This window comes from Bradyrhizobium sp. CCBAU 21365, from assembly GCF_015291305.1.
GTDB classification, from domain to species: Bacteria; Pseudomonadota; Alphaproteobacteria; order Rhizobiales; family Xanthobacteraceae; genus Bradyrhizobium; species Bradyrhizobium elkanii.
The window spans coordinates 1,317,663-1,343,813 of sequence record NZ_CP030036.1 but is presented as its reverse complement, the minus strand read 5'-3'; the positions used below and the strand labels follow the sequence as shown (position 1 = coordinate 1,343,813).

23 protein-coding genes are annotated in these 26,151 nt (G+C 65.2%); 10 read left to right on the top strand and 13 right to left on the bottom strand.

The genetic code is table 11. From position 1 onward, the window contains the following. Positions 1-123 precede the first annotated feature (123 nt). The 5 genes from XI02_RS06265 (at position 124) to XI02_RS06245 (ending at position 6,649) form a co-directional block, all read left to right on the top strand. Positions 124-1,902, top strand: coding sequence for a glucan ABC transporter ATP-binding protein/ permease (locus XI02_RS06265; RefSeq protein WP_018269656.1), 1,779 nt, complete (start codon positions 124-126; stop codon positions 1,900-1,902). A 203-nt stretch (positions 1,903-2,105) separates the two neighbouring features. After that, positions 2,106-3,590, top strand: coding sequence for a D-alanyl-D-alanine carboxypeptidase family protein (locus XI02_RS06260; RefSeq protein ID WP_370143853.1), 1,485 nt, complete (start codon positions 2,106-2,108; stop codon positions 3,588-3,590). Positions 3,591-3,792: 202 nt separating this feature from the next. Further along, a complete protein-coding gene (locus tag XI02_RS06255) occupies positions 3,793-5,475 on the top strand; it encodes a long-chain fatty acid--CoA ligase (RefSeq protein ID WP_018269654.1) in 1,683 nt (560 codons plus the stop codon). A gap of 22 nt (positions 5,476-5,497) precedes the next feature. After that, positions 5,498-6,055, top strand: a complete 558-nt coding sequence (locus tag XI02_RS06250) for a DUF924 family protein (RefSeq protein ID WP_018269653.1) — start codon at positions 5,498-5,500, stop codon at positions 6,053-6,055. Positions 6,056-6,163: 108 nt separating this feature from the next. Beyond that, on the top strand, positions 6,164-6,649 hold the full coding sequence (locus XI02_RS06245; RefSeq protein WP_018269652.1) for a peroxiredoxin: 486 nt from the start codon (positions 6,164-6,166) through the stop codon (positions 6,647-6,649). Between the two features lie 158 nt (positions 6,650-6,807). Here the strand turns inward: XI02_RS06245 and rnhA are convergent, their stop codons facing one another. Genes rnhA through ispH form a run of 3 tightly spaced genes read right to left on the bottom strand, consistent with a single transcriptional unit; the run spans position 6,808 to position 9,217 of the window. Then, positions 6,808-7,260, bottom strand: coding sequence for a ribonuclease HI (gene rnhA, locus XI02_RS06240; RefSeq protein WP_026192196.1), 453 nt, complete (start codon positions 7,258-7,260; stop codon positions 6,808-6,810). Next, on the bottom strand, positions 7,257-8,237 hold the full coding sequence (locus XI02_RS06235; RefSeq protein ID WP_018269650.1) for a homoserine kinase: 981 nt from the start codon (positions 8,235-8,237) through the stop codon (positions 7,257-7,259). The genes rnhA and XI02_RS06235 overlap by 4 nt, the downstream gene beginning before the upstream one ends. A 5-nt stretch (positions 8,238-8,242) precedes the next feature. Beyond that, complete coding sequence (gene ispH / locus XI02_RS06230) at positions 8,243-9,217, bottom strand: 4-hydroxy-3-methylbut-2-enyl diphosphate reductase (protein ID WP_026192195.1); 975 nt, start codon at positions 9,215-9,217, stop codon at positions 8,243-8,245. Between the two features lie 239 nt (positions 9,218-9,456). On the opposite strand from ispH, the gene XI02_RS06225 reads away from it, so the two are divergent. Next, positions 9,457-10,155, top strand: a complete 699-nt coding sequence (locus tag XI02_RS06225) for a DUF1013 domain-containing protein (RefSeq protein WP_018269648.1) — start codon at positions 9,457-9,459, stop codon at positions 10,153-10,155. 109 nt (positions 10,156-10,264) lie between these two features. Here XI02_RS06225 and XI02_RS06220 read toward each other — a convergent pair whose 3' ends face one another. From XI02_RS06220 to XI02_RS06210, 3 genes are all read right to left on the bottom strand, one after another. Further along, positions 10,265-10,537, bottom strand: coding sequence for a hypothetical protein (locus XI02_RS06220; RefSeq protein WP_075969207.1), 273 nt, complete (start codon positions 10,535-10,537; stop codon positions 10,265-10,267). Positions 10,538-10,861: 324 nt separating this feature from the next. Then, positions 10,862-12,772 (bottom strand): propionyl-CoA synthetase, encoded by a 1,911-nt coding sequence (locus XI02_RS06215; protein WP_172648832.1) that lies wholly within the window; start codon positions 12,770-12,772, stop codon positions 10,862-10,864. A 355-nt stretch (positions 12,773-13,127) separates the two neighbouring features. Continuing rightward, positions 13,128-13,898: a tetratricopeptide repeat protein gene (locus XI02_RS06210; RefSeq protein ID WP_172648833.1), complete on the bottom strand. Its 771-nt coding sequence runs from the start codon at positions 13,896-13,898 to the stop codon at positions 13,128-13,130. Positions 13,899-14,033: 135 nt separating this feature from the next. Here XI02_RS06210 and XI02_RS06205 point away from each other — a divergent pair, with 135 nt between their 5' ends. Then, positions 14,034-15,578 (top strand): sodium:proton antiporter, encoded by a 1,545-nt coding sequence (locus XI02_RS06205; protein WP_172648834.1) that lies wholly within the window; start codon positions 14,034-14,036, stop codon positions 15,576-15,578. A 53-nt stretch (positions 15,579-15,631) separates the two neighbouring features. Then, on the top strand, positions 15,632-16,402 hold the full coding sequence (locus XI02_RS06200) for a hypothetical protein (protein ID WP_016846863.1): 771 nt from the start codon (positions 15,632-15,634) through the stop codon (positions 16,400-16,402). Between the two features lie 102 nt (positions 16,403-16,504). Here the strand turns inward: XI02_RS06200 and XI02_RS06195 are convergent, their stop codons facing one another. The 4 genes from XI02_RS06195 to XI02_RS06180 all read right to left on the bottom strand — a co-directional run bounded on the left by XI02_RS06195 (position 16,505) and on the right by XI02_RS06180 (position 21,026). After that, positions 16,505-17,311, bottom strand: coding sequence for an SDR family NAD(P)-dependent oxidoreductase (locus tag XI02_RS06195; protein WP_018269644.1), 807 nt, complete (start codon positions 17,309-17,311; stop codon positions 16,505-16,507). Positions 17,312-17,420: 109 nt separating this feature from the next. Then, positions 17,421-17,834: a DUF1850 domain-containing protein gene (locus XI02_RS06190; RefSeq protein ID WP_172648835.1), complete on the bottom strand. Its 414-nt coding sequence runs from the start codon at positions 17,832-17,834 to the stop codon at positions 17,421-17,423. Further along, positions 17,795-19,903, bottom strand: coding sequence for a TRAP transporter permease (locus XI02_RS06185; RefSeq protein ID WP_172648836.1), 2,109 nt, complete (start codon positions 19,901-19,903; stop codon positions 17,795-17,797). Before XI02_RS06185 ends, XI02_RS06190 begins: the two co-directional genes overlap by 40 nt. 175 nt (positions 19,904-20,078) lie before the next feature. Beyond that, positions 20,079-21,026 (bottom strand): TAXI family TRAP transporter solute-binding subunit, encoded by a 948-nt coding sequence (locus tag XI02_RS06180; protein WP_069275795.1) that lies wholly within the window; start codon positions 21,024-21,026, stop codon positions 20,079-20,081. Positions 21,027-21,723: 697 nt separating this feature from the next. On the opposite strand from XI02_RS06180, the gene XI02_RS06175 reads away from it, so the two are divergent. After that, complete coding sequence (locus tag XI02_RS06175; RefSeq protein ID WP_018269639.1) at positions 21,724-22,938, top strand: EAL domain-containing protein; 1,215 nt, start codon at positions 21,724-21,726, stop codon at positions 22,936-22,938. A gap of 14 nt (positions 22,939-22,952) precedes the next feature. Here XI02_RS06175 and XI02_RS06170 read toward each other — a convergent pair whose 3' ends face one another. After that, positions 22,953-23,789 carry a CoA ester lyase gene (locus tag XI02_RS06170; RefSeq protein WP_244980821.1) on the bottom strand — a complete coding sequence of 279 codons (837 nt, stop codon included), beginning with the start codon at positions 23,787-23,789 and terminating at the stop codon, positions 22,953-22,955. Between the two features lie 63 nt (positions 23,790-23,852). Further along, the gene (locus tag XI02_RS06165) at positions 23,853-24,332 is read right to left on the bottom strand and encodes a hypothetical protein (protein WP_026192194.1); all 480 of its coding nucleotides are present in this window, start codon (positions 24,330-24,332) and stop codon (positions 23,853-23,855) included. 205 nt (positions 24,333-24,537) lie between these two features. Between XI02_RS06165 and XI02_RS06160 the strand changes: the two genes are divergently transcribed. Beyond that, positions 24,538-24,837 carry a hypothetical protein gene (locus XI02_RS06160; protein ID WP_016845604.1) on the top strand — a complete coding sequence of 100 codons (300 nt, stop codon included), beginning with the start codon at positions 24,538-24,540 and terminating at the stop codon, positions 24,835-24,837. Positions 24,838-24,947: 110 nt separating this feature from the next. On the opposite strand, the gene XI02_RS06155 is transcribed toward XI02_RS06160, so the two are convergent. Further along, positions 24,948-26,150 carry a hypothetical protein gene (locus tag XI02_RS06155; RefSeq protein WP_172648837.1) on the bottom strand — a complete coding sequence of 401 codons (1,203 nt, stop codon included), beginning with the start codon at positions 26,148-26,150 and terminating at the stop codon, positions 24,948-24,950. Position 26,151 lies beyond the last annotated feature (1 nt).

Below are 26,151 nucleotides of genomic sequence, written 5' to 3'. Positions count from 1 at the left end.
GCCGCTCGCCACAATCACCGTCACCCTGAGGATGACGCGCTCACCCGCTGGCCCTGCATCGCGAACCCTGATTAAATTGCATCCCGCCTGATCGGGCGCCCACCGCTTGCGAGTCCCGCCGGCATGTCCATGCTTCGCCTCTATACCCGCGTCCTCGAACTGCTCGGCAAGGAGGCGCGGCTCGGCTGGATCCTGGCCATCGCCAACGTGCTGCTCGCCGGCGCGCAATTCGCCGAGCCGGTGCTGTTCGGCAAGATCGTCGACGTGCTGTCGGGCCGGCCGGTCACCGGACTGTTCGCGACGTCCTCGGCATGGCCGCTGCTCGTCGCCTGGGCGGCGTTCGGCCTGTTCACGATCGGCTGCAGCGCGATCGTGGCGCTGCAGGCCGACCGGCTGGCGCACCGCCAGCGCCAGGCGGTGCTGACCGATTATTTCGAGCACATCCTGCAGCTGCCGCTGACCTTCCATTCCGGCACCCATTCCGGGCGGCTGATGAAGGTGATGCTGAACGGCACCGACGCGCTGTGGCGGCTCTGGCTCGGCTTCTTCCGCGAGCATTTCGCCGCGATCATGTCGCTGATCGTGCTGTTGCCGCTTTCGCTCTACATCAACTGGCGGCTGGCGCTCCTGCTGTTCGGGCTCTGCGTCGTGTTCACCGTGCTGACCACGCTGGTGGTGCGCAAGACCTACGGCATGCAGAGCGAGGTCGAGGCCTATTACAGCGACCTCTCGGCGCGCGCCTCGGACGCGCTCGGCAATGTCGCGCTGGTGCAGAGCTTCGTGCGGATCGATTCCGAGGTGCAGGGCCTGCGCTACGTCGCCGACAAGCTGCTCGCGGTGCAGATGCCGGTGCTGTCATGGTGGGCGCTGGTCACCGTGATCACGCGCGCCTCGACCACGATCACGGTGCTCGCGATCTTCACCGTCGGCATCGCGCTGCATAACCAGAACCTCACCACGGTCGGCGAGATCGTGATGTTCGTCTCGTTCGCCACCATGCTGATCCAGAAGCTCGAGCAGGTGGTGAGCTTCATCAACAACGTGTTCATGGAAGCGCCGCGCCTGCAGGAGTTCTTCGACGTGCTCGATGCGGTGCCGGCGGTGCGCGACCGGCCCGGCGCGGTCGATCCCGGACGGTTGTCCGGCCTCGTCGAGTTCGACGACGTCTCGTTCTCCTATGACGGCAAGCGGCCGGCGATCGAGGATCTCAGCTTCACCGCCCTACCGGGCCAGACCATCGCGCTGGTCGGCTCGACCGGCGCCGGCAAATCCACCGCGATCGCACTGCTGCATCGCGCGTTCGATCCGCAATCGGGCATCATCAGGATCGACGGTATGGACATACGCGCGCTGAAGCTGACGGCGCTGCGGCGAAACATCGGCGTGGTGTTCCAGGAGGCGCTGCTGTTCAACCGCTCGCTCGCCGACAATCTGCGCGTCGGCAAGCCCGACGCGACCGATGAGGAGCTGCGTACCGCGGCGGCGCGCGCCCAGGCGCTGGATTTCATCGAGCGCAGCGAAAAGAAGTTCGATACCCATGCCGGCGAGCGCGGCCGCATGCTGTCCGGCGGCGAACGCCAGCGGCTGTCGATCGCGCGTGCGCTGCTGAAGGATCCGCCGATCCTGATCCTCGACGAGGCCACCAGCGCCCTCGACGCCGTTACCGAGGCCAAGGTGAATGCCGCTCTCGATGAAGTGATGAAGGGCCGCACCACCTTCGTGATCGCGCACCGCCTCTCCACCATCCGCCACGCCACCCGCATCCTGCTGTTCGACCAGGGGCGGGTGATCGAAAGCGGAACTTTCGATGAACTGGTGGCGAAAGGCGGGCGTTTTGCCGAGCTGGCGCGGGCCCAGTTCATGGTCCAGGAACAGGCGCGCGCCGGCATCGAGACACCATAATTCCCGCCTTTCCAATTGAGGCGGCTGCCGAAATTCAGCCGATTTCGTCCACGATATAATTCCCCGGCCTCTGTTCTCTGCTGGCAAGCCGGTATAGGGTTTGCATCGCCGCAATGCGGCGCCGGACACGCTTGAAACCCGTACGTCACAATCGCAAGACCTCCTTTTTTCAAGGCGGGTCTCAAAGGACCGGAACCGGATTCGTGCACCTTCCTCGCCCGTCATTGAAATGGATTCTGGCCGTCGCGATGCTCGCCGTCGCCGCGCCGCAAATGGCGCAAGCCGAGGCGCTGCTGGTTGTCGAGGCCGATTCCGGAAAGGTGCTGCAGGCCGACAATGCGACGATGCCGTGGTACCCGGCTTCGCTCAGCAAGATGATGACGGCCTATGTGACGCTGAAGGCGGTCAAGGACGGCCGCGTCTCGCTCGACACGCTGCTCACGGTGTCGCCGACCGCAGCTTCGCAGTCGCCCTCGAAGATGGGCTTCCGGCCCGGCACCCAGGTCACCGTCGACAACGCGCTGAAGATGATGCTGGTGAAGTCGGCCAACGACATGGCCGTGGTGCTGGCCGAGGGCATCGGCGGTTCGATCGACGGCTTTGCCGGGATGATGAACCAGACCGCGCAAAAGCTCGGCATGACGCAAACCAGCTACGTCAATCCGAACGGCCTGCCCGCCGACGGCCAGATCACCTCGGCGCGCGACATGGCGATCCTCGCCCGCGCCATCATCCGCGACCTGCCGGAATATGAGTATTTCGTCCACATCCCGTCGATCCGCTTCGGCCGCCGCATCACCCAGAACTTCAACAAGCTGATCGGCCGCTATCCCGGCGCCGATGGCTTCAAGACCGGCTTCATCTGCGCCTCCGGCTACAATCTCGTGGCGTCGGCGACGCGCGACGGCAAGCGGCTGATCGCCGTGGTGCTCGGCGCCTCGTCAGGCCGCATGCGCGCGATCCGCGCCGCGCAGCTTCTGGATCGTGGCTTTGCCAATAACGGGCTGGCGTGGCTGCGGCCCTCGCTCGGCACCGTCGACAATCTGGTGCCGATCGATTCCACGCCGCCGAACCTGCGCGAGGAGATGTGCGGCCCCAAGCACAAGCGGCCCGCCAGCGACGAGGACGCAGATGACACCATTGCCAGCGCCGGAAGCTCCAGCACCAATGGCGACGGCGGCGTCAGCTTCTTCGCCTCGGGCCTGCAGGCCGCGATGCCGGCCAAGCCGGCCGACATGCTGGCGCAGCCGGCCGCAGCCTCCGAACCGGTCGTGGTTTATACGGGGCCGACCAAGACCGGGGCTGCGCTGATCGCCGCGGTCGAGGCCGACACCGAGAAGATGCAGCCGGTCAAGCGGGCCAAGGGCAAGCACAGCCGCGTCGCGGGCAAGAAGCCCGATGCGGCCGATGACGCGAAGGCCGACACCAAGAGCGCCTCCAAGTCGGACAGCAAGTCGGACAGCAAGCCGGCGGCGGCCAAGCCCGCGCGTCACGCCAATGCCAAGCCGGATGCCGCAGCTGCGAAGACGGCCGCGGCGGACAAGCCCGCCGCCGCAAAGCCTGCCGGCAAGCCGGCGGCGGCAAAGCCGGCTGCCAAGCCCAAGACTTCGGCTGACAAGCCCAAGACTGCGGCCGACAAACCCAAGGCTGCCGACAAGCCGAAAGCCGACGCCAAGCCTGCCGGCTAGCAGAACGCCCGCCCGTCATTTCCGACCGTCCTTTCCGACCGTCATTTCCGACCGTCATTTCCTCCAATGCGTCGATAACGCGCAGCGGCTTGCCATCGGCCGCGGCATCGCTCAATACTGCCTGAAATAACGCGGCCAAAGGTCGGAAAACCCGGAAGCAATCCGGGGCATCAGCCAAATTTGAGAGAGGGGATTGACCATCATGGAGCGCATCTGGCTCAAGCATTATCCGGCCGGCGTGCCCGCGGATATCGACGTCACGCAATATTCGTCGCTGGTCGAATTGCTGGAAGAGAGCTTCAAGAAATTCGCCGATCGCAAGGCGTTCATCTGCATGGACAAGGCGATCACCTATCGCGAGCTCGACGAGATGTCGACGGCGCTCGGCGGCTACCTGCAGAGCAAGGGCCTGCAGAAGGGCGCGCGGGTCGCGCTGATGATGCCGAACGTGCTGCAATATCCGATCGCGACCGCCGCCGTGCTGCGCGCCGGCTATGCCGTGGTCAACGTCAACCCGCTCTACACGCCGCGCGAGCTCGAGCACCAGCTCAAGGATTCGGGCGCGGAGGCGATCATCGTGCTGGAGAACTTTGCCACCACCGTGCAGAAGGTACTTCCCAATACCGCGGTCAAGCACGTGATCGTCGGCAGCATGGGCGACCTGCTCGGCCTCAAGGGCGTGATCGTCAATCTGGTGGTGCGCCGGGTGAAGAAGATGGTGCCGGCCTGGTCGATCCCGGGCGCCGTCGGCTTCAACGAGGCGCTGTCAGCCGGCCGCGCCGGCAAGCTCAACAAACCGACGCTGACGCTCGATGACGTCGCCTTCCTGCAATATACCGGCGGCACCACCGGCGTCTCCAAGGGCGCGACCCTGCTCCACCGCAACATCCTGGCCAACGTGCTGCAGAACGACGCCTGGCTGCAGCCGGCGCTGGCGAAGCCGCCGATCGTCGAACAGATGGTCATCGTCTGCGCGCTGCCGCTCTATCACGTCTTCGCGCTCACCGCCTGCTATCTGCTGGGCATGCGGGCCGGCGGCACCAATCTGCTGATTCCGAATCCGCGCGACATGGCGGGCTTCGTCAAGGAGCTGTCGAAGTACCAGGTCAGCTTCTTCCCGGCGGTCAACACCCTCTACAACGGCCTGCTGAACACGCCCGGTTTCGACAAGCTCGACTTCTCCAAGCTGAAGATCGCCAACGGCGGCGGCATGGCGACGCAAAGGTCGGTCGCCGAGAAATGGTTGAAGGTCACGGGCATCTCGTTGTCGGAAGGCTATGGCCTGTCGGAGACGTCGCCGACCCTGACGTGCAATCCTGCGACGATCGAGGAGTTCTCCGGGACGATCGGACTTCCCGTCCCGTCGACCTGGCTCTCGATCCGCGACGACGACGGCAATGAGTTGCCGCTCGGCGAAGCCGGCGAGATCTGCGCCAAGGGTCCGCAGGTGATGGCGGGCTACTGGAACAGGCCTGACGAAACCGCGCGCGTGATGACCGCGGACGGTTACTTCCGCACCGGCGACATCGGCGTGATGGACGAGAAGGGCTACACCAAGATCGTCGACCGCAAGAAGGACATGATCCTGGTCTCCGGCTTCAACGTCTATCCGAACGAGATCGAGGAAGTGATCGCAAGCCATCCGGGCGTGCTCGAATGCGCCGTGATCGGCGTGCCCGATGCGAAGTCCGGCGAAGCGGTGAAGGCCTTCGTGGTCAAGAAGGACCCGAACGTCACCGCCGAGGACATCATCAAGTTCAGTGCCACCCAGCTCACCGCCTACAAGGTGCCGAAGCAGATCGAGTTCAGGACCGACCTGCCGAAGACCAATGTCGGCAAGATCCTGCGCCGCCAATTGCGCGACGAGAAGAAGGCTGCGGCTTAAGGCGTGAGTGGACTGACCTTCGATGTCTGACGCAAGCCTCGCGACGCCGGCCGACGTGCTTGGCTTCTGGCGGAATGCCGGCCGCGACCGCTGGTACAAGCACGACGACGCCTTCGATGCCGAGATCCGCAGCCGCTTCCTCGCCACCTGGCAGAAGGCGGCTGCCGGCGAATTGTCGTCGTGGGAGGCCAGCGACGACGGCGCGCTGGCGCTGACCATCGTGCTCGACCAGTTTCCGCGAAACCTGTTTCGAGGCGACGCCAGGACCTTTTCAAGCGATGCGCTGGCGCGTGACGTGGCAAGGCGCGCCATCGACCGCGGCGTCGATGCGCGGACCGGCCCCGCGCTGCGCGAATTCCTCTATCTGCCTTTCGAGCATTCGGAGGACCTCGCCGACCAGCAGCGCTGCGTGACGATGTTCCGGCAATATGACTGCCATCCCGACAACCTGAAATATGCCGAGGACCACGCCGACATCATCCGCCGGTTCGGCCGCTTCCCGCACCGGAATCGCGTGCTGGGCCGGCAGACCACGGCCGAGGAGCAGGCCTTTCTCGACACCGGCGGGTTTTCCGGCTGATGACGGAACGGTGACGATGGTCGGGCATTGCCGTTCTTCGGCGAGCCCGTATTGTGCCGTGCTGTAGCCGGGTCTAAGACAGTTCCGCTTCACCGAGGGAGAACAACGATGACGATCAATGTTGGCGACAAGCTGCCGGAAGCCAAGTTTCGCGTGATGACCGCCGAGGGTCCGCAGGTCAAAACCACCGACGATATTTTCAAGGGCAAGAAGGTCGCCCTGTTCGCCGTGCCCGGCGCCTACACCGGCACCTGCCACAAGATGCATCTTCCGAGCATCTTCCTCAACGCCTATGCCATGAAGAACAAGGGCGTCGACACCATCGCGATCGTTTCGGTCAACGACGCCTTCGTGATGAACGCGTGGAAGCGCGACACCGACCAGCGCGACGAAGCCGTCTTCCTCGCCGACGGCAATGCCGACTTCGCCAAGGCGATCGGCATGGAGCTCGACGCCTCCGGCAACGGCCTCGGCATCCGCTCCAAGCGCTACTCGATGCTGGTCGAGGACGGCGTGGTGAAGAAGCTCAACCTCGAGCCCGCCCCGGGCAAGGTCGAGGTCTCCGGCGGCGACACGCTGCTCGGGCAGCTGTAAGCCGACGCCCCACGCACACTGTCATCGCCCGGCTTGACCGGGCGATCCAGTACGCCGCGGCCTCTCGTTTCAATCGCCACTGCCTCTGGAATACTGGATCGCCCGCTTTCGCGGGCGATGACAGTTATGGGCTTGGCGATAGCAGAAAGCGGCGCGCCCTAACTCTTCAACCTCGCCATCGCCACGCCCTCGCGCGCCAGCTCGTCGGCGCGTTCGTTCTCGGCGTGGCCGGCGTGGCCCTTGATCCAGTGCCAGCGCACCTCATGCGGCTTCAGCGCGGCATCGAGGCGCTGCCACAGCTCGACATTCTTGACCGGCTTCTTGTCGGCCGTGCGCCAGCCGTTGCGCTTCCAGCCGTGGATCCAGCCGGTGATGCCCTGGCGGACATACTGGCTGTCGGTGGTGAGATCGACCACACAGGGCTTCTTCAGGGCTTCCAGCGCCGAGATCGCCGCCATCAGCTCCATGCGGTTGTTGGTGGTGTGCGGCTCGCCGCCCTTCAATTCCTTCTCGGCCTCGCCGAATCTGAGGATCGCGCCCCAGCCGCCCGGCCCCGGATTTCCGGAGCAGGCACCATCGGTGAAGACAATCACATGCGGCTTGTCGCTCACGCCGCGCACCCGGCCGGCGTGATGCCGTAATCGCGCAGGCTCGCGACATTCTGCTGGAAGCGCAGCTTGCGGACATATTCCAGCGGGTCCTTCGGCTGCACCAGCGCGCCTTCGGGCACGTTGAGGAAATCGACCAGCCGCGTCAGCAGGAAGCGCATCGCGGCACCGCGCGCGAGCAACGGCAGCGCAGCCTCTTCCGCCGCCGACAGCGGACGCTCGCGGCCATAGGCGTTGAGCAATGCGCGCGCCTTGGTGACGTTGAAGGCATGATCCGGCTCGAAGCACCAGGCGTTGAGGCAGATCGCGACGTCGTAGGCCAGGATGTCGTTGCAGGCGAACGGGAAGTCGATCAGGCCCGAGAGCTTGTCGCCCAGAAAAAAGACGTTGTCGGGAAACAGGTCGGCATGGATGACGCCGACCGGCAGATCCGCCGGCCACGAGGCTTCGAGATGATCGAGCTCACGCGCGATGAAGTCGTGCAATCCGGCCTGCACGCTGTCGGCCCGCGCGGCGGCGAGATCGAACAGCGGCCGCCAGCCGGCGACCGACAGCGGGTTGTTGCGGACCAGCGGGAAATCGCGGCCGGCGACGTGCATTTTGGCCAGCGCCCCGCCGACGCCGGCGCAATGCGCCACGTTCGGCCGCCGCGGCCACACGCCCTCGAGGAAGTTGATGATCGCCGCGGGCCGGCCGGCGAGCCGGCTGGTGACCTCGCCCTTGCGATTGCGCGCCGGCTGCGGGCACGACACGCCGCGCTCGGCGAGATGCGCCATCAGCGACAGGAAATACGGCAGGTCGTCCTCCGCCACGCGCTTCTCATAGAGCGTGAGGATGTAGGCGCCCTGGCTGGTGTGCAGCAGGAAGTTCGAATTCTCGACGCCCTCGGCGATGCCCTTGTAGGAGAGCAGTTCGCCGATGTCGTAGCTTTTGAGGAATTCCGCGAGGTCTTCGGCGGCAACGTCGGTGTAGACCGCCATATGGTCTATTCCGCCGCGGCAGCGTCGGGCCGCAGCGAACGCGGCAGCGGGAAGAACTCGTTCTCTTCCGCGGCCGAGACCGTCTCCACGTGCAGTTCGTAGCGCTCGGCAAACGCGCCCATGATCTCCTCGACGATCACCTCCGGCGCCGAGGCGCCCGCGGTGATGCCGAGGCTCCTGATGCCATCGAAGCGCTGCCAGTCGATGTCGCTGGCGCGCTGGGCGAGCACGGCGATCGGGCAGCCCTCGCGCTCGGCGACCTCGCGCAGGCGCTGCGAGTTCGACGAGTTCGGCGCGCCGACCACGATCAGGGCATCGACCACCGGCGCCACCTTCTTCACCGCGAGCTGGCGGTTGGTGGTCGCGTAGCAGATGTCTTCCTTGTGCGGACCGTTGACGTTCGGGAAGCGCTGCTTGAGCAGCGCCACGATCTCCGCGGTGTCGTCGATCGACAGCGTGGTCTGGGTCACGAAGGCGAGGTTGTCGGGGTCCTTGGGGACGAAGGTCTTGGCATCCTCGGCGGTCTCGATCAGGGTCACGGCGCCGGCCGGCAGCTGGCCCAAGGTGCCGACCACCTCAGGGTGATGGGAATGCCCGATCAGCAGGATCTCGCGGCCGCGCTTGAAATGGATCGCCGCCTCGCGGTGGACCTTGGTCACCAGCGGGCAGGTCGCGTCCAGCGAGAAGAAATTGCGGGATTTGGCCTCGGCGGGAACCGATTTCGGAACGCCGTGGGCGGAAAACACCACCGGCGCGTTGGTATCGTCGGGGATTTCGGCCAATTCCTCGACGAAAATGGCGCCTTTGGTCTTCAGGCTGTCGACCACATACTTGTTATGGACGATTTCGTGCCGGACATAGACCGGCGCGCCATAAATGGTGAGGGCACGTTCGACCGTGTCGATGGCGCGGACCACCCCGGCACAAAAGCCGCGGGGGGAACAAAGCACGATTCTAAGGTCGGGTTTTTTCGCTGACATGGGCTGTCTTGAGGCTGTCTTGGGGCAATCTCGGGACCGAATCACCCCTCGCCGGCGGGCGGGGAACGGCCAGTTACGGTAAGGACTTGGGACTGCTTTCGGGCGCTGTCAAGGCGATTTTGCTCGCCCATTGCGCCATTCCCCCCGGAGGGCTTATATAGGCCCTATAATTCCCGTCATCGCCGATGACTACCAGCTTCGCCTCGACAGAGGTGGGCGAAGCACAAAGGAGATTTGCCATGAGCAACGCACCGCTGATGCCGAAGGCGACTGCCGTGTGGTTGGTCGACAATACCGCCCTGACCTTCGATCAGGTGGCCGATTTTACCAAAATGCACCCCTTAGAGGTCCGCGCCATCGCCGACGGCGACGCCGCCCAGGGCATCAAGGGCATGGACCCGATTTCCAACGGCCAGCTGACCCGCGAGGAGATCGAGCGCGGCGAGCGCGACCAGAACTACCGCCTCAAGCTGCAGGAGAGCAAGGTGGTGCTGCCCTCCGCCGCCAAGAAGAAGGGCCCGCGCTACACCCCGGTGTCGCGCCGCCATGAGCGGCCGAGCGCGATCCTCTGGCTGGTGCGCAACCATCCCGAGCTGAAGGACGCCCAGATCATGCGTCTGGTCGGCACCACCAAGACCACGATCGCCAGCGTGCGCGACCGCACCCACTGGAACGCCTCGACCCTGACCCCGATGGACCCGGTGACGCTCGGCCTATGCTCGCAGATCGAGCTCGATTTCGAGGTGCAGCGCGCCGCCAAGGAGAAGCCGACCACCACCGTCTACGGCGGCGCCACGCTGCTGCCGGCCTCCGAGACCACGCGCAAGGACGAGCTGGACGACCAGCCGATCGAGCGCCACGACGATCTCAACGTCGACGCCGTGTTCGCCAAGCTGAAGACGATCGGCGGCAAGAAGCCCGACGACGAGGAAGAGTAAGCGCCGATCGCGCAACGCGAGAAGCAGAACACGAAACGCGGCAGGGCAACCTGCCGCGTTTTTGCTTGGAAGCGCACGCAATGGGCGTGACGGCGACCGTCGGCGCGGCTCAATGCCGGTCGGGATTGTTCATCATGTATTCGCCGAGATCGCGCTGCCGCCGATCGGTGCGGGCTTCGGCGTTCTGGCGCTGCACGTCGCGGTTCTTGCGGCAGGCGACGTAATCAGGCGAGCCGACCGCAACCTTGCCGCCAGCCTGGCAATACTGGTCGTCGTCACCCATGCTCTCCGCGATCGGCGATCGGCCGCGCTCGAGACAGCCTGCAAGCAGCGGCAGGGCGAGCAGCAAGGCGAGTGGCGCGCGTGCGGAAATGGATCGCATCCGGGTGTCCGTATCTCGTGGCATATGACAGGGAAGGCCGGGATGACCCGGCAATCCATCAAAATCAAGGCCGTTTTGCTTCCGATGGGTTTCGAGGGTACGCGGCCGGATTGCGCGATGGTGCCCTCATCGTCCATCGCGCCCGGGGCCACCCCTCTCCCCAGCCCTCCCCCGCAAGGGGGGAGGGAGCCTGACCCGCGTGCTCACCTGACGTTAGGGAGCCCACCGGCGGAAGGGTTCCCTCCCCCCTTGCGGGGGAGGGTTAGGGAGAGGGGTGCCACACGACGTGCTGTCTCAACAGCGAGCCAGCAACACGACGTCGAGCTACGCCTTCCCCTTCAGCGCCTCGCCGATTTCGTCGAGCACCTTCGGGTCCTCGATCGTCGCCGGCATGGTCCAGGGCTCGCCGTCGGCGATCTTCTTGATGGTGCCGCGCAGGATCTTGCCGGAACGGGTCTTCGGCAGCCGCGCCACCGTGATCGCGATCTTGAACGCGGCGACCGGCCCGAGCTTGTCGCGCACCAGCGCCACGACGTCCTTCTCGACCTCGGCGGGTGCTTTGGTCACGCCGGCCTTCAGCACCAGGAAACCGCAGGGCACCTCGCCCTTGATTGCGTCCTTGACGCCGAGCACGGCGCATTCGGCGACATCGGGATGCGAGGCGAGGATCTCCTCCATGCCGCCGGTGGACAGCCGGTGGCCGGCGACATTGATGATGTCGTCGGTGCGGCCCATCACCCAGACATAGCCGTCCTCGTCCTTGTAGCCGGCATCCGAGGTCTTGTAGTAGCCGGGGAATTCCGAGAGATAGGCGTCTTTGAAGCGGTCGTCCTGCTGCCACAGCGTCGGCAGGCAGCCCGGCGGCATCGGCAGCTTGATCACGATCGAGCCCATCGTGCCGGCCCCGACCGGCTTTGCCGCCTCGTCGACGATGTCGACCTGATAGCCCGGCATCGGCACCGTGGGCGAGCCGTGCTTGACCGGCAGCTGGCCGAGCCCGACCGGATTGCCCGCGATGCACCAGCCGGTCTCGGTCTGCCACCAATGGTCGATGACCGGCACCTTCAGCTGCTGCTCGGCCCACTCCACCGTCGGCGGATCGGCGCGCTCGCCGGCGAGGAACAGGGTGCGGAAGCTCGAGAGATCGTAATTCCGGATGAACTTGCCCTCGGGGTCTTCCTTCTTGATCGCGCGGAACGCGGTCGGCGCCGTGAAGAAGGCGACCGCCTTGTGCTCTGAGATCACGCGCCAGAACGCGCCGGCATCCGGCGTGCCGACCGGCTTGCCCTCATACATGATGGTGGTCGCGCCGTGGATCAGCGGACCGTAGACGATGTAGGAATGGCCGACCACCCAGCCGATGTCCGAGCCGCACCACCAGATCTCGCCGGGCTTCACGCCGTAGAGATTGTGCATCGACCATTTCAGCGCGACGAGATGACCGCCATTGTCGCGCACCACGCCCTTCGGGATTCCGGTCGTGCCCGACGTGTAGAGGATGTAGAGCGGATCGGTGGCGGCTACCGGCACGCAGGGCGCGGCCTTGCCGGCGTCGAACGCGGCCTGGCGCAGCGTCGCCCAATCATGATCGCGGCCCGCGGTGAGCTCGCAAGCCTGCTGCGGCCGCTGCAGGATGATGCAGGTCTCGGGCTGGCTGCCGGCGAGGCGGATCGCCTCGTCGAGCAGCGGCTTGTATTGCACGATGCGCCCGGGCTCGATGCCGCAGCTCGCCGAGAAGATCAGCTTCGGCTTGGCGTCGTCGATGCGGGTCGCAAGCTCCTTGGCCGCGAAGCCGCCGAACACCACGCTGTGCACCGCACCGATCCGCGCACAGGCGAGCATCGCGACGACGGCCTCCGGCACCATCGGCATATAGAGGATGACGCGATCGCCCTTGGTGACGCCGAAATCCTGCATCACCGCGGCCAGCGTCTGCACCTCCGCCAACAATTCGGAATAGGTGAATTTGGTGGTCGTGTTGGTGAGCGGCGAATCGTGGATCAGCGCGACCTGGCTGGCGCGGCCGCCTGCGACATGGCGATCCAGCGCATTGTAGCAGGTGTTGACCACGGCGCCGGCGAACCAGCGCCCATAGGCGCCCACCGAGGGATCGAGGATCTTCCTGGCCGGCTCGATCCAGTCGATCTCGCGCGCCGCTTCCGCCCAAAAGCCCTCGGGGTCCCGAAGCGAGCGGGCATACACCTCATGATACCGGCTCTTGCCTTGTATATTCATAGCGTCTCTCCCGGCTCATCTCTCGCGTCATGGCCGGGCCTGTCCCGGCCATCCACGTCTTTGGGGCGACAAAGCAAGACGTGGATGCCCGGCACAAGGCCGGGCATGACGAACCTGAAATGGCTAGCTCTAGTTAACGGCCATTGTCACGGGCCCGACCGATAATTCAAGCCGTAAACTGACCGACGTTAGCACTAGTGTCCCGAATCCGAAGTTCGCATCATTTGCCGCACCTTCGGAGCGAACTTCGGATTCGATAAGGACACTAGCAAACTTGTGATTCTAGTGTGCTTTATGAATGCGAAGTTCGTGAAAGTGGTTGCCACGAAATCGCGCAAACTTCGCATTCAGCACACTAGTAGCCGTCGACCCCGTTGATCCACTGCAGCCGCTCGCGCATCGCCTTTTGCAGGTCGTAGCCCGGCTTGCCGAACTCGGCATTGCGGCGGGCGATGAACTGATCCTGCTCGCGCTGCAGCTCGCGCGCCTGGCCCGGGGTCTGCGCTTCGCGCACCGCGCGGAAGGTCGACGCGCCGATCTCGCGATCGAGATCGGCAAGCGTGGGATTGGCGCAGATCGCCTTCTCCACCGGCCGGCGCGCCTTGCGGCAATCGAAGCTCGGCTTGCCGGCGACCGCCATCATGGCGCCGATCCGCTCCAGCTCCAGCGACAGCGATTTGTAATTGGACTTGGCGGCGGCGTGATTGGGAGCGAGCTTGACGGCGGCGCCGAAATCCATGATCGCCTTCGGCCGGTCGCCCTTGCGGCGCCACAGCTCACCGCGCGCATTATGCGCATCGGCAAGCGATGGATCGAGCTTGAGCACGGTGTCGTAGTCCGCGATCGCGCGATCGATCATCTGCTTGCGGTCATAGGCGGCCGCCCGCGCCATCAGCGCCTTGACGCGATCGGGCCGCGCCGCCTTCTCATTGTCGATCAGCGCGCCGCAGACGTCGATGATCTTGTCGTTATCGGCCGCCGCTGCCGCCGCGATGCAGGGGCCGGCATTGGCCTGCACATCCTCGCCCGGCTCGCTGCCGGTGGCGCGCGCAACGCCCGACGTCAGCCCGCCCGACAGGCCGACGCAGATCAGCATCACGGCCAGATTTGCGCGTTTGTGTCGCATCCCGGTCGCCGACAAGACATCCCTCTCTTGCGCCCGAACCACCGGCCCCTGATGCCCGGCGGTGCGCCATTTGCCGCAAAACCACACGCTGGATTATACGTCAATTGCGACGATCGGCTGCATCGGGGGTTCGGCTTGCTCACATTCGAATGGATCATCGGCCTGTTGCTCGCAGCGGTGGCGCTGTCGGCGCTGGCGCGGCGGATCAAGGTGCCCTACCCGACCTTCCTGGCGCTCGGCGGCGTGCTGCTGACGCTGCTGCCGTGGGCCCCGACCTGGGCGCTGGAACCCAAACTGGCGCTGGCGCTGTTCGTCGCGCCGGTGCTGCTCGATGCCGCGTTCGACACCTCGCTGCGCGATCTCCGCAACAACTGGCTGCCGGTCTCGACGCTGGTGGTGGTCGCGGTCGGCGTCACCACGGCGGCGGTCGCCGTGGTCGCGCATTGGCTGCGCCCGGACATGCCGTGGGCGGTTGCGATCGCGCTCGGCGCCATCGTGGCGCCGCCGGATGCGGCCGCGGCCACCGCGATCCTGCGCCAGGTCAACCTGCCCTACCGGATCCAGAAGATCCTCGAAGGCGAAAGCCTGCTCAACGATGCCAGCGCGCTGCTGATCTATCGCGTCGCGGTCGGCCTCGTCGCCGCCGAGCATATGAAGATCCGCGAGTTCGTGCCGTCCATCACGATCGCGCTGGTCGGCAGCCTCGCCGCCGGCTTCCTGTTCGCGCAGGTCTGGATGATGATCACGCGTCGCATCACCGAGGCGCCGAGCGCGATCATCACGCAGTTCGGCGGCACCTTCATGGTGTGGATCATCGCCGAGCATCTCGGACTGTCCGGCATTCTCACCATCATCGCCTATGCGATCACCATCTCGCGCACCGCGCCGGCCCGCACATCGGCGCGGCTGCGCGTGTCGTCCTACGCGGTGTGGGAAACCGTCGTGTTCGTGCTCAACGTGCTCGCCTTCATGCTGATCGGCCTGCAGTTGCGCCCGATCTGGTCCGGCCTCGACGACGAGGTGCGGTGGAAGTATTGCAGCTTTGCCGCCGCGATCCTCGCCGTCGTGATCCTCGCCCGCATCCTCTGGGTGATGCCTTACGGCGCGCTGCTGCGCACGCTGAAGGCGCGCAACCTGCTGCCCGCCCATGTGGTGGACGCCGTGCCGACCTTGAAGCGCGGCTTCATCGTGTCCTGGTGCGGCATGCGCGGCATCGTCACGCTGGCGGCGGCGTTTGCGCTGCCGGAATGGTTTCCGTATCGCGATCTGATCCTGCTGACGGCGTTTGCCGTGGTGCTCGGTTCGCTCGTGATCCAGGGGCTGACGCTGCGGCCGTTGATCCTGGCGTTGAATTTCGCCGACGACGATCCGGTCGGACGCGAGGCGGCCCATGCCCGCGGCGTGGTGTTTCGCGCCGCGCTCGACGAGATCGACGCCGACCCGTCGGAAGAGGCCGAGATCCTCCGGCTCGAATATCGCGCCGTGCTGCTGCGCGCCGAGAATGATCCCGATGGCGGCCTGACCTCGCGCGAGCTGCCGTCGGATCCGCTGCGCCGCCGCGCTATCTCCGCGGCGCGTCAGGCCTTGCTCAATCTGCGCCGCACCGAGGCGATCGGCGACGATGCATTCCATCTGGTCGAGGAAGAACTCGACCGAGCCGAACTCAGCGTGGAGGCATAGCGCCGGGCCGCAATATCCTTTGAACCATCACAGGGTTTGTCAGACCTAACATCATGACAATCCTCATTGATCGCAATTCCCCGCGCGCCTCGGCGAAAGTCGAGGCGAAGTTCTTCTATTTCTATATGGCGCTGTCCTGCATGGCGGTCGCCTTTCTCGGCTTTGCCCCGACCTATTGGATGCCGATGGCGAGAGGCTCGCTGTCTTCGCCTCCCGTGGTGCACCTGCATGGGCTGCTGTTCTTCGCCTGGACGCTCTATTTCGTGTTCCAGAGCTGGCTCGCCGCCTCGGGGCGGATTGCACGGCATCGCAGCGTCGGATTGATCGGCATCTCGCTGGCGACCGCGATGACCATGATGGGCATCGTGGCCTCGATCAGCGTCATGAAGCGTTCGGCTGCGATCGGACAGGCCAATGAGGGCCTTGCGTTTGCGATCGTTCCGCTCAGCGGCATCCTGTTCTTCGCTGTCGTGTTCGCGCTCGCGATCATCTGCCTGCGCGACCGCGAAACCCACAAGCGGCTGATGCTGCTGGCGTCGATCTCGATCCTCGATGCAGCGGTCGCGCGCTGGTTCCTGACCTTCCTTGCGCCGCCGGGACCGCCCGGCCCACCGCCGGTCCCGGTCACGATCGCACCGGCGCTCGTCGCCTATCTGCTCCTGGTCGTCGCGATCGTGTTCGACTGGCGCACCCGCGGCCGCCCCCACCCGGTCTACGTCTATGGCGGGCTGGCACTGGTCGCGGTGAAGCTGTTGAACTGGCCGATCAGCACCTCGGCGGCGTGGCATTCCGTTGCCGGCGGCATCCTGGCGCTGGCGCAATAGCGCATGACCCGGAAGAGTGGGAACCGGTTTTCCGAAGAGACCATGCTCGATCAAGAATGTGGGATCATGATGCGGTCCCATCCGATCGCATCATGATCGCCTTCACGCCCCCGACTTGGAGGTGATGCCGCCGTCGACCACGAGCTCGATGCCGGTGACGTACTTCGATTCATCCGACGCCAGGAACAGCGCGGCATTGGCGACGTCCCAGGCGTCGCCCATATGCCCCATCGGCACCTGCGCGTCGCGCGCGCGCCACATCGCCTCGACATCGCCCTTGGCGTAGCTCTGCGCCAGCCCGGCCGAGTGCGCGACCATCGGCGTCTTCATCAGTCCGGGCAGGATCGCGTTGACGCGGACATGCTTCGAGGCGAACTCGACCGCGGTCGACCGTGTCATCTGGTTCATCGCGGCTTTGCTCGCGTTGTAGCTGACATAGGAAATGCCGACATGGCGGATCGAGGCGATCGAGGAGATGTTGATGATCGAGCCGCCGCCCTGCTTGATCATGACGGGAATGACGTGCTTCATCGACAGATAGGCGCTCTTGAGGTTGACCGCGAAGACGCGGTCCCATTCGGCTTCCCCTACTTCCACCACGCTGCCGACCTCGGCGATGCCGACATTGTTGTCGAGCACGTCGATGCGGCCATAGGCCTTCAGGCAGGCCGCGACCATCGCCTCGACCTCGCCGGCGCGCGAGACATCGGCGGTGAATGCGACCGCCTTGCCGCCCTCGCCGGTGATGATGCCGACGGTCTCCTCCGCCGCGGCGCCATTGCGATCGACGCAGAATACGCTGGCGCCCTCGCGCGCGAAGGTGACGGCGGTCGCCTTGCCATTGCCCCAGCCGGGCCCGATCGAGCCCGCGCCGACCACCATCGCAACCTTGCCCTTGAGCCGATCCATCGCCTGTTCTCCCTTGTTGTTCTTGCTGCCGGACCGTAGCCCGGATGAGCGAAGCGATGTCCGGGGCGCTATCCCCGCATATCGCTGCGCTCATGCGGGCTACGGATCCCTACGGATTCCCGCAAACACTCATCGTCGTGACATTAGCACCGATCGGATGGCCGAAAATCTCCGATAGCGTCCGGCAGCGTCCCTCCTGGCACAGGCGCCATTCACCCGCGGCGCCGGAATTGCCGAGCACGACCTCCGGCCGTGGCACCGGCGGCGGCGACCATTGAAACCAGCCATCGACAAGGCGCGCCTCCGGCGGCGGCTCCATGCCGGCGCCCGTGCCCTTGACGCGCGCCCGTTGCAGCGTGAGCCCGGCCGGCGTGACCAGCCAGTCCTCCTGCCAGGCGCTCTTCTCGATCGAATGCGTCCAGGCGAGCGTGAAGGCCGCGATCGACAGCGCCTTCACGACCCCCGCGGAAGCGAGGCAGAGGCTCAAGCCGCCGCCACCGCATTGCGCGGACGCTGCCGCCATTGCCACAGCACGACAGCAGCGGCGAGCGTGAAGCCCGCCGTATCCGAGAACGGGAAATCGCCGAGCAGGCAGAGCGCGGCGCCGAAGGCGACCAGTATCTCGATGAAGGTCAACCGAGTGAACAGGAAGCCGATCGCGACGATGCCGAACAATCCGATCGCCACCAGCGCCTTGAAGGCCGCCAGCGCCACCGCGCCGTAGAAGCCGAGCTGCGCCTGCATCGGATCCCCGGCCTGCAGCATCAGCGCCGGCGAATAGACGAAGATGAACGGAATGACGTAGCCGGCCAGCGCGATCCGCATCGCCTCCCAGCCGATCTTGTCCGGATTCTCCTTGGCGATCGGCGCCGCCGCCAGGGCGGCGAGCGCGACCGGCGGCGAGAGGTCGGCCATGATGCCGTAGTAGAACGCAAACATGTGGCTTGCGATCAGCGGCACGCCGAGCTTGGCGAGCGCCGGCGCGGCCAGCGCCGCGGTGATGATGTAGGTCGGGATCGTCGGGATGCCGGTGCCGAGCAGGATCGACAGCAGCATGGTCATGATCAGCGCCAGGAACAGGCTCTTGGCGCCGAGTCCGATGATCCAGCTGCCGAAGATGGTGCCGACGCCGGTCTGCGTCATCATGCCGATGATGGTGCCGACGATGGCGCAGGCCATGCCGACGGTCAGCGCCGACTTGGCGCTGTCGGCGAGCGAGTCGCGGCAGGCTTTCAGCGTGGCGCGGCCGCCGCGGGTGATCGCCGCGATCACGATCAGCCCGGCGACGACGCCGGCGACCGGAACGATCTCGATGCCGTGGCGCGAGACCGCGGCGACCACCAGCGCGAGGCCGATCCAGAAGATGTAGCGCAAGACGGTGTTGGAGAAGCCGAGCGTGATGCTGGCGCCGAGGATCAGCGCGACCGTGAGCGCAAGTCCCATGCTGCCGGCATAGAGCGGCGTGAAGCCCTCGAACAGCATGTAGACCAGCGCCGCGAGCGGCAGCACGAGATACCAGCGTGCCACCAGCGCCTTCCAGGCGCTCGGGATCTCCGCGCGCTTCATGCCGACGAGGCCATGCTTGCCGGCTTCCAGATGCACCATCCAGAACGCCGAGGCGAAGTAGAGGACCGCCGGGATCACCGCGGCCTTGACGATCTCCGAATAGGGCACGCCGAGCGTCTCGGCCATGATGAAGGCGACCGCGCCCATCACGGGCGGCATGATCTGGCCGCCCATCGAAGCGGTGGCCTCGACGCCCGCGGCGAAGGCGCGGCGATAGCCGAACTTGATCATCAAGGGAATCGTGAACTGGCCGACGGTAACGACGTTGGCGACGCCCGAGCCCGAGATCGTGCCCATCATGCCCGAAGCGAACACCGCGACCTTGGCGGGCCCGCCGCGGGTGCGGCCGAACAGGCCGAGCGAGACGTCGGTGAACAGCTGGATCATGCCGGCGCGTTCCAGGAACGAGCCGAACAGGATGAACAGGAAGATGTAGGTCGCCGAGACGTAGATCGGCACGCCGTAGAAGCCTTCGGTGCCGAACGAGAGATGGGTGACGATCTGGTCGAAGTCATAGCCGCGGTGATTGAACGGCGACGGCAGATATTGGCCGAAGAACCAGTAGAGCAGACAGGCGCCGCACATCAGCGGCAGCGCCGCCCCCATCAGCCGCCGCGTGCCCTCGAAGATCAGGACCGCGAGCAGCGTGCCGACCGCGAGATCCATGTTGGTCGGATCGCCGTCGCGGGCGATCAGGTCGGCATAGAAGATCCACTGATAGAGCCCGCAGAGGAAGCCGGCGGCGCCGACGATCCAGCTCACCGCGCGGCCGAAATCGGTCTTGGCGGTGAAATTGCCGATCAGGCCGAAGGTCAGGAGGATCAGGAAGCCGACATGGACGCCGCGCACCACCTGGCTCGGCAGGTAGTTGAAGGCCGCGACATAGAGCTGGAACACCGCAAAGGCGAGACCGATGGCATAGGCCAGATGCCCCCAAGCGCCCGGGCCGAAGCCTTCCGGAAAGCCATGCTCGAAATTGTCGAATTCAACCTTGATGGGCTGCTCGCCCTCAGCCTGCTGCTGCATCGAATTAAGTCCCCCGCCGTGCCACGGCGCTTATAGCGCCCCGTCGCACGTCATGCGCGGGCTCGACCCGCGCATCCATCGAAAAATCACCGTCTCTAGGAAGATGGATGGCCGGGTCATCCCCGATCGGGTCGGGGACGGGCGCCCGGCCACAACATCCTCGAAGCAACCGGCCCTACTTGATCAGGCCCTTCTCCTTGTAATAGCGGATCGCGCCGGGATGCAGCGGCACCGGGCTGCCGGTCGCGGCGGCCTCGAGCTTGATCTCCTTGCCCGCGGCGTGGGCGTTGGCGAGTTCCGGCAGCGATTCGTAGACCAGCCTGGTCATCTGATAGGCGAGATCGTCCGACACCGCGCTCGAGGTCACGAGGTAGTTCACGACCGCGGCGGTCGGCACGTCCTTGTCCTGGCCGGTGTAGGTGTTGGCCGGGATGATCACGGAGACGAAGGGCGGACCGATCTTGTCGACGGTCTCCTTCGGCACGGCGACGACGGTGATCTCGCTCGAGGTCGAGAGGTCCTTCAGCGAGGCGACGCCGAGGCCGGCGGACTGCAGCGTGGCGTTGAGCTGGCGGTTCTTCATCAGATCCACCGATTCGGCGAACGGCAGGTACTCGACCTTGCCGAGATCCTTGTAGCTCATGCCGGCGGCCGCGAGGATCGCGCGCGAGTTGAGCTCGGTGCCGGATTTCGGCGCGCCGACCGACAGGCTCTTGCCCTTGAGATCGGCGAGCGTCTTGATGCCGCTCTCGGCGGTCGCGACGATCTGGATGTAGTTCGGATAGATCGCGCCGATGGTGCGCAGCTTGTCGAGCTTGTTCTTGAAGCCGGCCTCGGCGTCGCCTTCCCAGGCCGCCTTCAGCGAATCGCCGAGCGTGAAGGCGATCTCGCCGCGGCCCTGCTGCAGCAGCACCAGGTTCTCGACCGAGGCCTTGGTCGCCTGCACCTGGGTTTTCACGCCGGGGATCTTGTCGCCGTAGATCTTCCCCATCGCGACGCCGAGCGGATAGTAGACGCCGGAGGTGCCGCCGGTGAGCACGTTAATGAACTGCTCGGCCTGTGCGACAGGCGCGGACAAAACGCTGGCTGCCACGATCGCAGCAGCCATCAACTTGGAATTCATGAGTATTATTCTCCCCTTAAGCCGGCCGGAAATTGGCCGGACACCCCCGCCGGGTCAACCCATCCAAATGACGCATGCGCGGCGGAAATCCCTGATAGCAACACCACTTTACCTGCGCGGGAACCTGCACGGGCGGGTTGAGATGCGCAACGAACCCGCGAAGATCGGCTTGCAGCCCCAGATGGCGGCCTGAGCACGGCTGTCGCCGGATTCATTGTCGTCCACGCCGGTTACAACGCCGCATTTCTGTTCCTTGCAGCCGTCGCTTGCGCCGGGCTGATCGGCTACTGCGCGTTGATGCCGGAGACGTTGCGAGCGCCAACGCAAGACGGGTGATCTGATTCGCCATCGGCGCTCTTGGGAGCACGCTGCATGGCGCGATCTGATGTCCGACAATGACGCAGTTCCGCGTCTGCATCGACGCGACAACACAGTCATTAACGCCGTCTCTCGATGACACACGCGCACAGTGCTTCTGCCGATGTGCAAAGTCGGACGCGATCGCGCTTATGAATGTCAGATGACGCATTTGTTGCACGTGTAACAGCGGTGAGACGTCGCGATTCCAGCGTCATTTGAATCGAATTGAATCCTTTAAGGTTAGCGGGGCAATCAATGTATGAACCAGAAATTTCCATGATTGCCGCCGCTCTAGGATGTACGAGTCAAGCCGGGGTAACTACGGACAAGGCGGGGCATGAATCACATCAGTCACATCGAACGCACGCGAGCCGGCTGGTTCGGACATCGCAAGCTGACCCCACGCGCATGCATTGCGGACAGCAAAAAACACCTTCGGACCTTCCTCGCCGAGGCGCTGGAAGACCTCGGCTTCATCACCAGTGAATGCAGCCAGGCTTTGGAGCTCGACACCGTTCTGGACGCGGAACGGCCCGATCTTTTGGTGCTCGGCGTGTCCGTGGACGGCATCGAAGTCAGTAAAATTCTCGAGACTTTGGTGAGAAAGGACTATGGCGGCAAGGTCCTCGTCATCGGGCAGCCGGACTCGATCATCGTCAAGGCGGTCCGGCAAATCGGCGATGAGTACGGCATCGCCATGCTGCCGGCGCTGTCGACGCCGTTCAGCGCCGGAACCCTTCGCGACAGTCTTGCGTCATTGATGCCGCTTGAACCCGCGCCGAGCCCGGCGGTGGACGTGCCCGAAGCGCTGAAGGCCGGCTGGCTCGAGCTGTGGTATCAGCAGAAAATTCATCTCCGGACGCTGGTGCCGAGCGGCGCCGAGGCGCTGATCCGGATGCGCCATCCGGCCTGGGGCGTCGTGCCGCCGGCCTACTTCATCCCGGACGAGAGCGATCCGCATTTTCATGCGCTGTCCGAGTTCGTGATCGAGCGTGCAATCGACGACTGGCGCTATCTCGTCGAGCAGATCGGGCCGGTCAATCTCTCGATCAACCTGCCGATCTCCTTCCTCGCCGACGATCGTGCCGTACGCGAGCTCTGTTACCGGATGCCGGATCATGCGGCCTTCGCGGGCCTCTTGATCGAGATCGACAGCACCGAGGTGGTCGATAATCTGGATCTGGCGATCGATGTCGCCCGCCGCGTTCGGCTGCACAATATCGGCATCTCGATCGACAATGTCGGCGCGAACTGGCCGTCTTTGCTGGGACTGCCGAACTTTCCGTTCGTCCAGCTCAAGGTGGACCATCAATTCGTCACCGGCTGCGCGGATCAGCGCCTGAAGCAGACGGTATGCCGGCGTGTCGTGGAGCTGGCCCACGACAATAGCGCGCAGGTCGTGGCCCAGGGGGTCGAGACGCGCGCGGACTTTCTCGCCGCGCACGAAATGGATTTCGATCAGGTCCAGGGCTACCTGTTCGGCAAGCCGATGGGCGTCAAGAAGTTCGCCCGCTCACGCATGCACTTCTCGGAGAAAGAGCCGGCCTCCTGAGGCATGGCCTCTGGTCAGGCACGAACGTCGCGATCGATCGCGCGCAGCGCTTCGCCGCGCGCGATCAGGCGTTTCGCATTGGAATAGGTCGGGACCTCCAGCAACGAGCCGTCAAGTTCGACGCGCCCAAAGCCCTGCGTCCGCGCCGCTTTGAACGCCGCGACGATCCTGCGCGCCTGGCGCAACTCCTCCTCGCCCGGCGTCAGGACGCCGTTGACGATCGGGGCATGCGCGGGATCGACCAGGCTCTTTGCGGTGTAGCCCAGCCGTCGCGCCCAGATCGTGTCGCGTTCGACGCCTTCGGCGTCGCTCCAGGTGTAGGGACAATCGACTGCGACGACGCCGGCGGCGCGACATTCGACGATGAAGCGCTGCCGCGCGTAAGCCAGCTCCAGGCCATCGCTGCCGCGCTCGGCACCACGATCGGCGGCGAGGTCTTCGGAGGCCATCAGGCAACCGATGATGCGCCGGCTTGCCATGGCGATCGCACCGGTCTGCACCAGACCGCGCGCGAACTCGATATTCGGCAGCAGCGACGTCGATCCCTCGGCGATACCGTAGTCGCGCTCGAACCGCGTCACCGCCTCGTCAAGCCTGACGACATGGTGCGGCTCGGCGACCTTCGGCAGCGCGACGATATCCGGACGTCCGCGCATCACGGCGGCGAGATCGTCCATACCGTCCTGGTCGAGCGGATTGACGCGGACCGCGACCACCACGCCCCGGCCGCGCCAGGCTGCGTAGAGCTCGGCGGCCAGGGCCCGCGCCTTCGGGCGCAGCGGCGGCGGGGTAAAATCCTCGAGCTCGTGGATCAGCACGTCGGCGCCGCTGGCGGCCGCCTGCTGCAGCACGTCCTCGTTGGCGCCTTCGAGAAACAGCCAGGAGCGGCACAGCGCAGCCTGTGCATCACGCCGTCACTGGAACGTCATGTCGAGGCATTTCGAGATGTCGGAGCCGAGGCCGGACGAGATGGTGATGCAGCCGCGGATCTTCTGGGTGTTGACGTCGCTCGCCCAGATCGCATAGCCGCCCGGACCGAAGAACGAGTTGGTGTTCGGCGGCTCGGTCTCGGTGGCGTCGAACGTGTAGTTGCCGTCGGTCTCGAAGATGCGCGGCTTCTTGGTGCAGCCGCCGTCGGCCTGCACGTTGATGACCTCCTTGTTGTCCCGCGTCAGCGCCAGCGAGACCTGGCAGCGGAAGTATTCCGAGGTCTTGGCGTTGAACAGATAGGCGTAGGACTTGCAGGTCGCGGTGTTGAGCTTGCCGGCGGACAGGCCGCGGCTGCAGGCGATCCGCTGGTTGTTGGAGAGCTTGAACTCGTCCGCCTGCGCAACTGACGCCAGCGTCATGAACGACAGAGCGACACCGATTCCGATCTTCATGACGTGGTTCATCCCGATCATCCCCAGGTAGTGTTTCCGGCAATCAAAGCGTTTGTAAACGGTAACGCGAAAATAGTCGCCAAGCTTGATGCGGGAAATCACAAAGTCGCCGGTCCGCGCGAGCGGTCGCGCCGATTGTCGTATTGACGCGCGAACATCGTTCGTGATTTGTTCAAGAACGTGGGGACGACGCCGTTTTCTCGGCCGGAGGTGGATCATGACGCATTTTCTGACCAAGACTTTTATTGCGACTGCGGCGTTTGCCGCGCTGACGACCTGCGCATTCGCACAGGAGGCTGCGCCCTGGGAGCTGAAGCCGGACATGGGCTACGCCTATGACAAGGACGGCAAGACCTGGTCCTACAAGATGGGCACCAACAACGCCGGCACGCTGCTGAAGGGCGCCAAGAAGGTGCCGAAGGGGACGCTGTTCTTCATCGGCCAGAACGGCCAGCTCTACATGCGCTCCGGGCCCTATCTCGAGGGCGACGGCAAGTTCAAGTTCGGCTCGAATTAGAGCGTTTTCGAGCGAAGTGGACGCCGGTTCGCGTGAAGAAAACGCGTGGAAGGTCTGGAGCTTCGGTTCTGATTCGATCAGAACCGGAGCTCTAGCGGTTTTCGGCAGCATCAGAACGCCGCGGCCAATTCCTTCGCGCCCGGCTTGTTGCTGTTGAAGTCCATCCGCTCATTGGTGACGGCAAGCAGCCTGGCCACCGTGTTGTGGCGGATGGCGACCGGATTGCGCTCGTAGCCGGAGCGCTGGAAGAAATTCGACGTCGGCACCTGCTCGCGCATCGCCTGCGGCATGGTCACCATGTCGAGCCCGGTGCCGTCGCCGGTCAGGTTCATCATCTCGAGCTCGGCCGCGGTCAGCGGCCGGCTGTAGCCCTTGTTGCGGGCGAAGATCACCGAGGTCAGCAGCTTGTGGGTCTGCAGCATCGGGCCGACATCGATGTCGAGCACCATGGCATGACACGCCCAGCCCTGCGGCGTATCGGCGAGGCGTTGATGCGCCGACCAGTCGTCGGGCACGGTGCGCGTGAACGCGACCATCTTCTTCAGCACCGCGAGCTTGTGCTCCATCGCCTTGCGCGCGGGCCCCTGCGTTCTCGCAACCCGCTCGGTCAGATCCCGCACGAATTCATGGCCCTGCTCGGCCAATAGCTCGACGGTGTTGGTGGTGAGCAGCTGGTTGTAGCCCATCGCGGTGGAGATGGCGCGCTTGCCGCCGTGCTCGATGCCCGCCTGCACGTCGTAAGTGCCGGTGCCACCGGTCTCGAATGAATAGACCCGCACCGCCTGCTCCGGCGTCAGCCCCGCGGCGCGCGCGTAGCGGGCATAGGCGCGCTTGAACTCGACCTCGCTGGCCGGCCGCTGCGGCGTGAACTGGAATTGCTCGGCCGCTGCCCTGACCAGGTCCGAGGCCACCGGAAGCGTCTTGGGCGGACGCGGCGGCTTGCCTTCCTCCTCTTCCGGAGCCGGATTGACCGGCCGCTTCGGACCCTCATAGACCGGCGGCTGCTGCAGCACGTAATCGTCCAGCGAGGTCTGCACGCGGTCGCGCCGCTTGGCGTTGCGGCCGCGCCTCTTCTCGGCGATCGCGTTCCAGTAGGCGCTCGCGTCCTGCTCGAAGGCGGCGCGCGCCTCCTGATATTCCTGCAGCTTGCGGCGATACTCCATGATCGCCTGCGGCGATGCCTGCGCCATCGCATTGGCGACGGAAGGCGGCAACGCGCCGGCCTCGCCGGCAAGGACGGACGGCGCGCTGGCGGCGAGCGCGAGCGCGAGCGCGACAAATCCAAGGCACAGGCGAATCAACTGCGGGCGCATG

Excerpts from the sequence above, each read along its gene's own strand:
- XI02_RS06180 (WP_069275795.1), bottom strand. The coding sequence starts at position 21,026 with ATGAATTCCAAGTTGATGGCTGCTGCGATCGTGGCAGCCAGCGTTTTG.
- XI02_RS06160 (WP_016845604.1), top strand. The coding sequence starts at position 24,538 with ATGACGCATTTTCTGACCAAGACTTTTATTGCGACTGCGGCGTTTGCC.
- XI02_RS06165 (WP_026192194.1), bottom strand. The coding sequence starts at position 24,332 with ATGAACCACGTCATGAAGATCGGAATCGGTGTCGCTCTGTCGTTCATG.
- XI02_RS06155 (WP_172648837.1), bottom strand. The coding sequence starts at position 26,150 with ATGCGCCCGCAGTTGATTCGCCTGTGCCTTGGATTTGTCGCGCTCGCG.
- XI02_RS06225 (WP_018269648.1), top strand. The coding sequence starts at position 9,457 with ATGAGCAACGCACCGCTGATGCCGAAGGCGACTGCCGTGTGGTTGGTC.
- ispH (WP_026192195.1), bottom strand. The coding sequence starts at position 9,217 with ATGTCAGCGAAAAAACCCGACCTTAGAATCGTGCTTTGTTCCCCCCGC.
- XI02_RS06185 (WP_172648836.1), bottom strand. The coding sequence starts at position 19,903 with ATGCAGCAGCAGGCTGAGGGCGAGCAGCCCATCAAGGTTGAATTCGAC.
- XI02_RS06210 (WP_172648833.1), bottom strand. The coding sequence starts at position 13,898 with ATGCGACACAAACGCGCAAATCTGGCCGTGATGCTGATCTGCGTCGGC.
- XI02_RS06250 (WP_018269653.1), top strand. The coding sequence starts at position 5,498 with ATGTCTGACGCAAGCCTCGCGACGCCGGCCGACGTGCTTGGCTTCTGG.
- XI02_RS06265 (WP_018269656.1), top strand. The coding sequence starts at position 124 with ATGTCCATGCTTCGCCTCTATACCCGCGTCCTCGAACTGCTCGGCAAG.
- XI02_RS06245 (WP_018269652.1), top strand. The coding sequence starts at position 6,164 with ATGACGATCAATGTTGGCGACAAGCTGCCGGAAGCCAAGTTTCGCGTG.
- XI02_RS06220 (WP_075969207.1), bottom strand. The coding sequence starts at position 10,537 with ATGCGATCCATTTCCGCACGCGCGCCACTCGCCTTGCTGCTCGCCCTG.
- XI02_RS06215 (WP_172648832.1), bottom strand. The coding sequence starts at position 12,772 with ATGAATATACAAGGCAAGAGCCGGTATCATGAGGTGTATGCCCGCTCG.
- XI02_RS06195 (WP_018269644.1), bottom strand. The coding sequence starts at position 17,311 with ATGGATCGGCTCAAGGGCAAGGTTGCGATGGTGGTCGGCGCGGGCTCG.
- XI02_RS06175 (WP_018269639.1), top strand. The coding sequence starts at position 21,724 with ATGAATCACATCAGTCACATCGAACGCACGCGAGCCGGCTGGTTCGGA.
- XI02_RS06235 (WP_018269650.1), bottom strand. The coding sequence starts at position 8,237 with ATGGCGGTCTACACCGACGTTGCCGCCGAAGACCTCGCGGAATTCCTC.
- XI02_RS06200 (WP_016846863.1), top strand. The coding sequence starts at position 15,632 with ATGACAATCCTCATTGATCGCAATTCCCCGCGCGCCTCGGCGAAAGTC.
- XI02_RS06255 (WP_018269654.1), top strand. The coding sequence starts at position 3,793 with ATGGAGCGCATCTGGCTCAAGCATTATCCGGCCGGCGTGCCCGCGGAT.
- XI02_RS06190 (WP_172648835.1), bottom strand. The coding sequence starts at position 17,834 with ATGGCGGCAGCGTCCGCGCAATGCGGTGGCGGCGGCTTGAGCCTCTGC.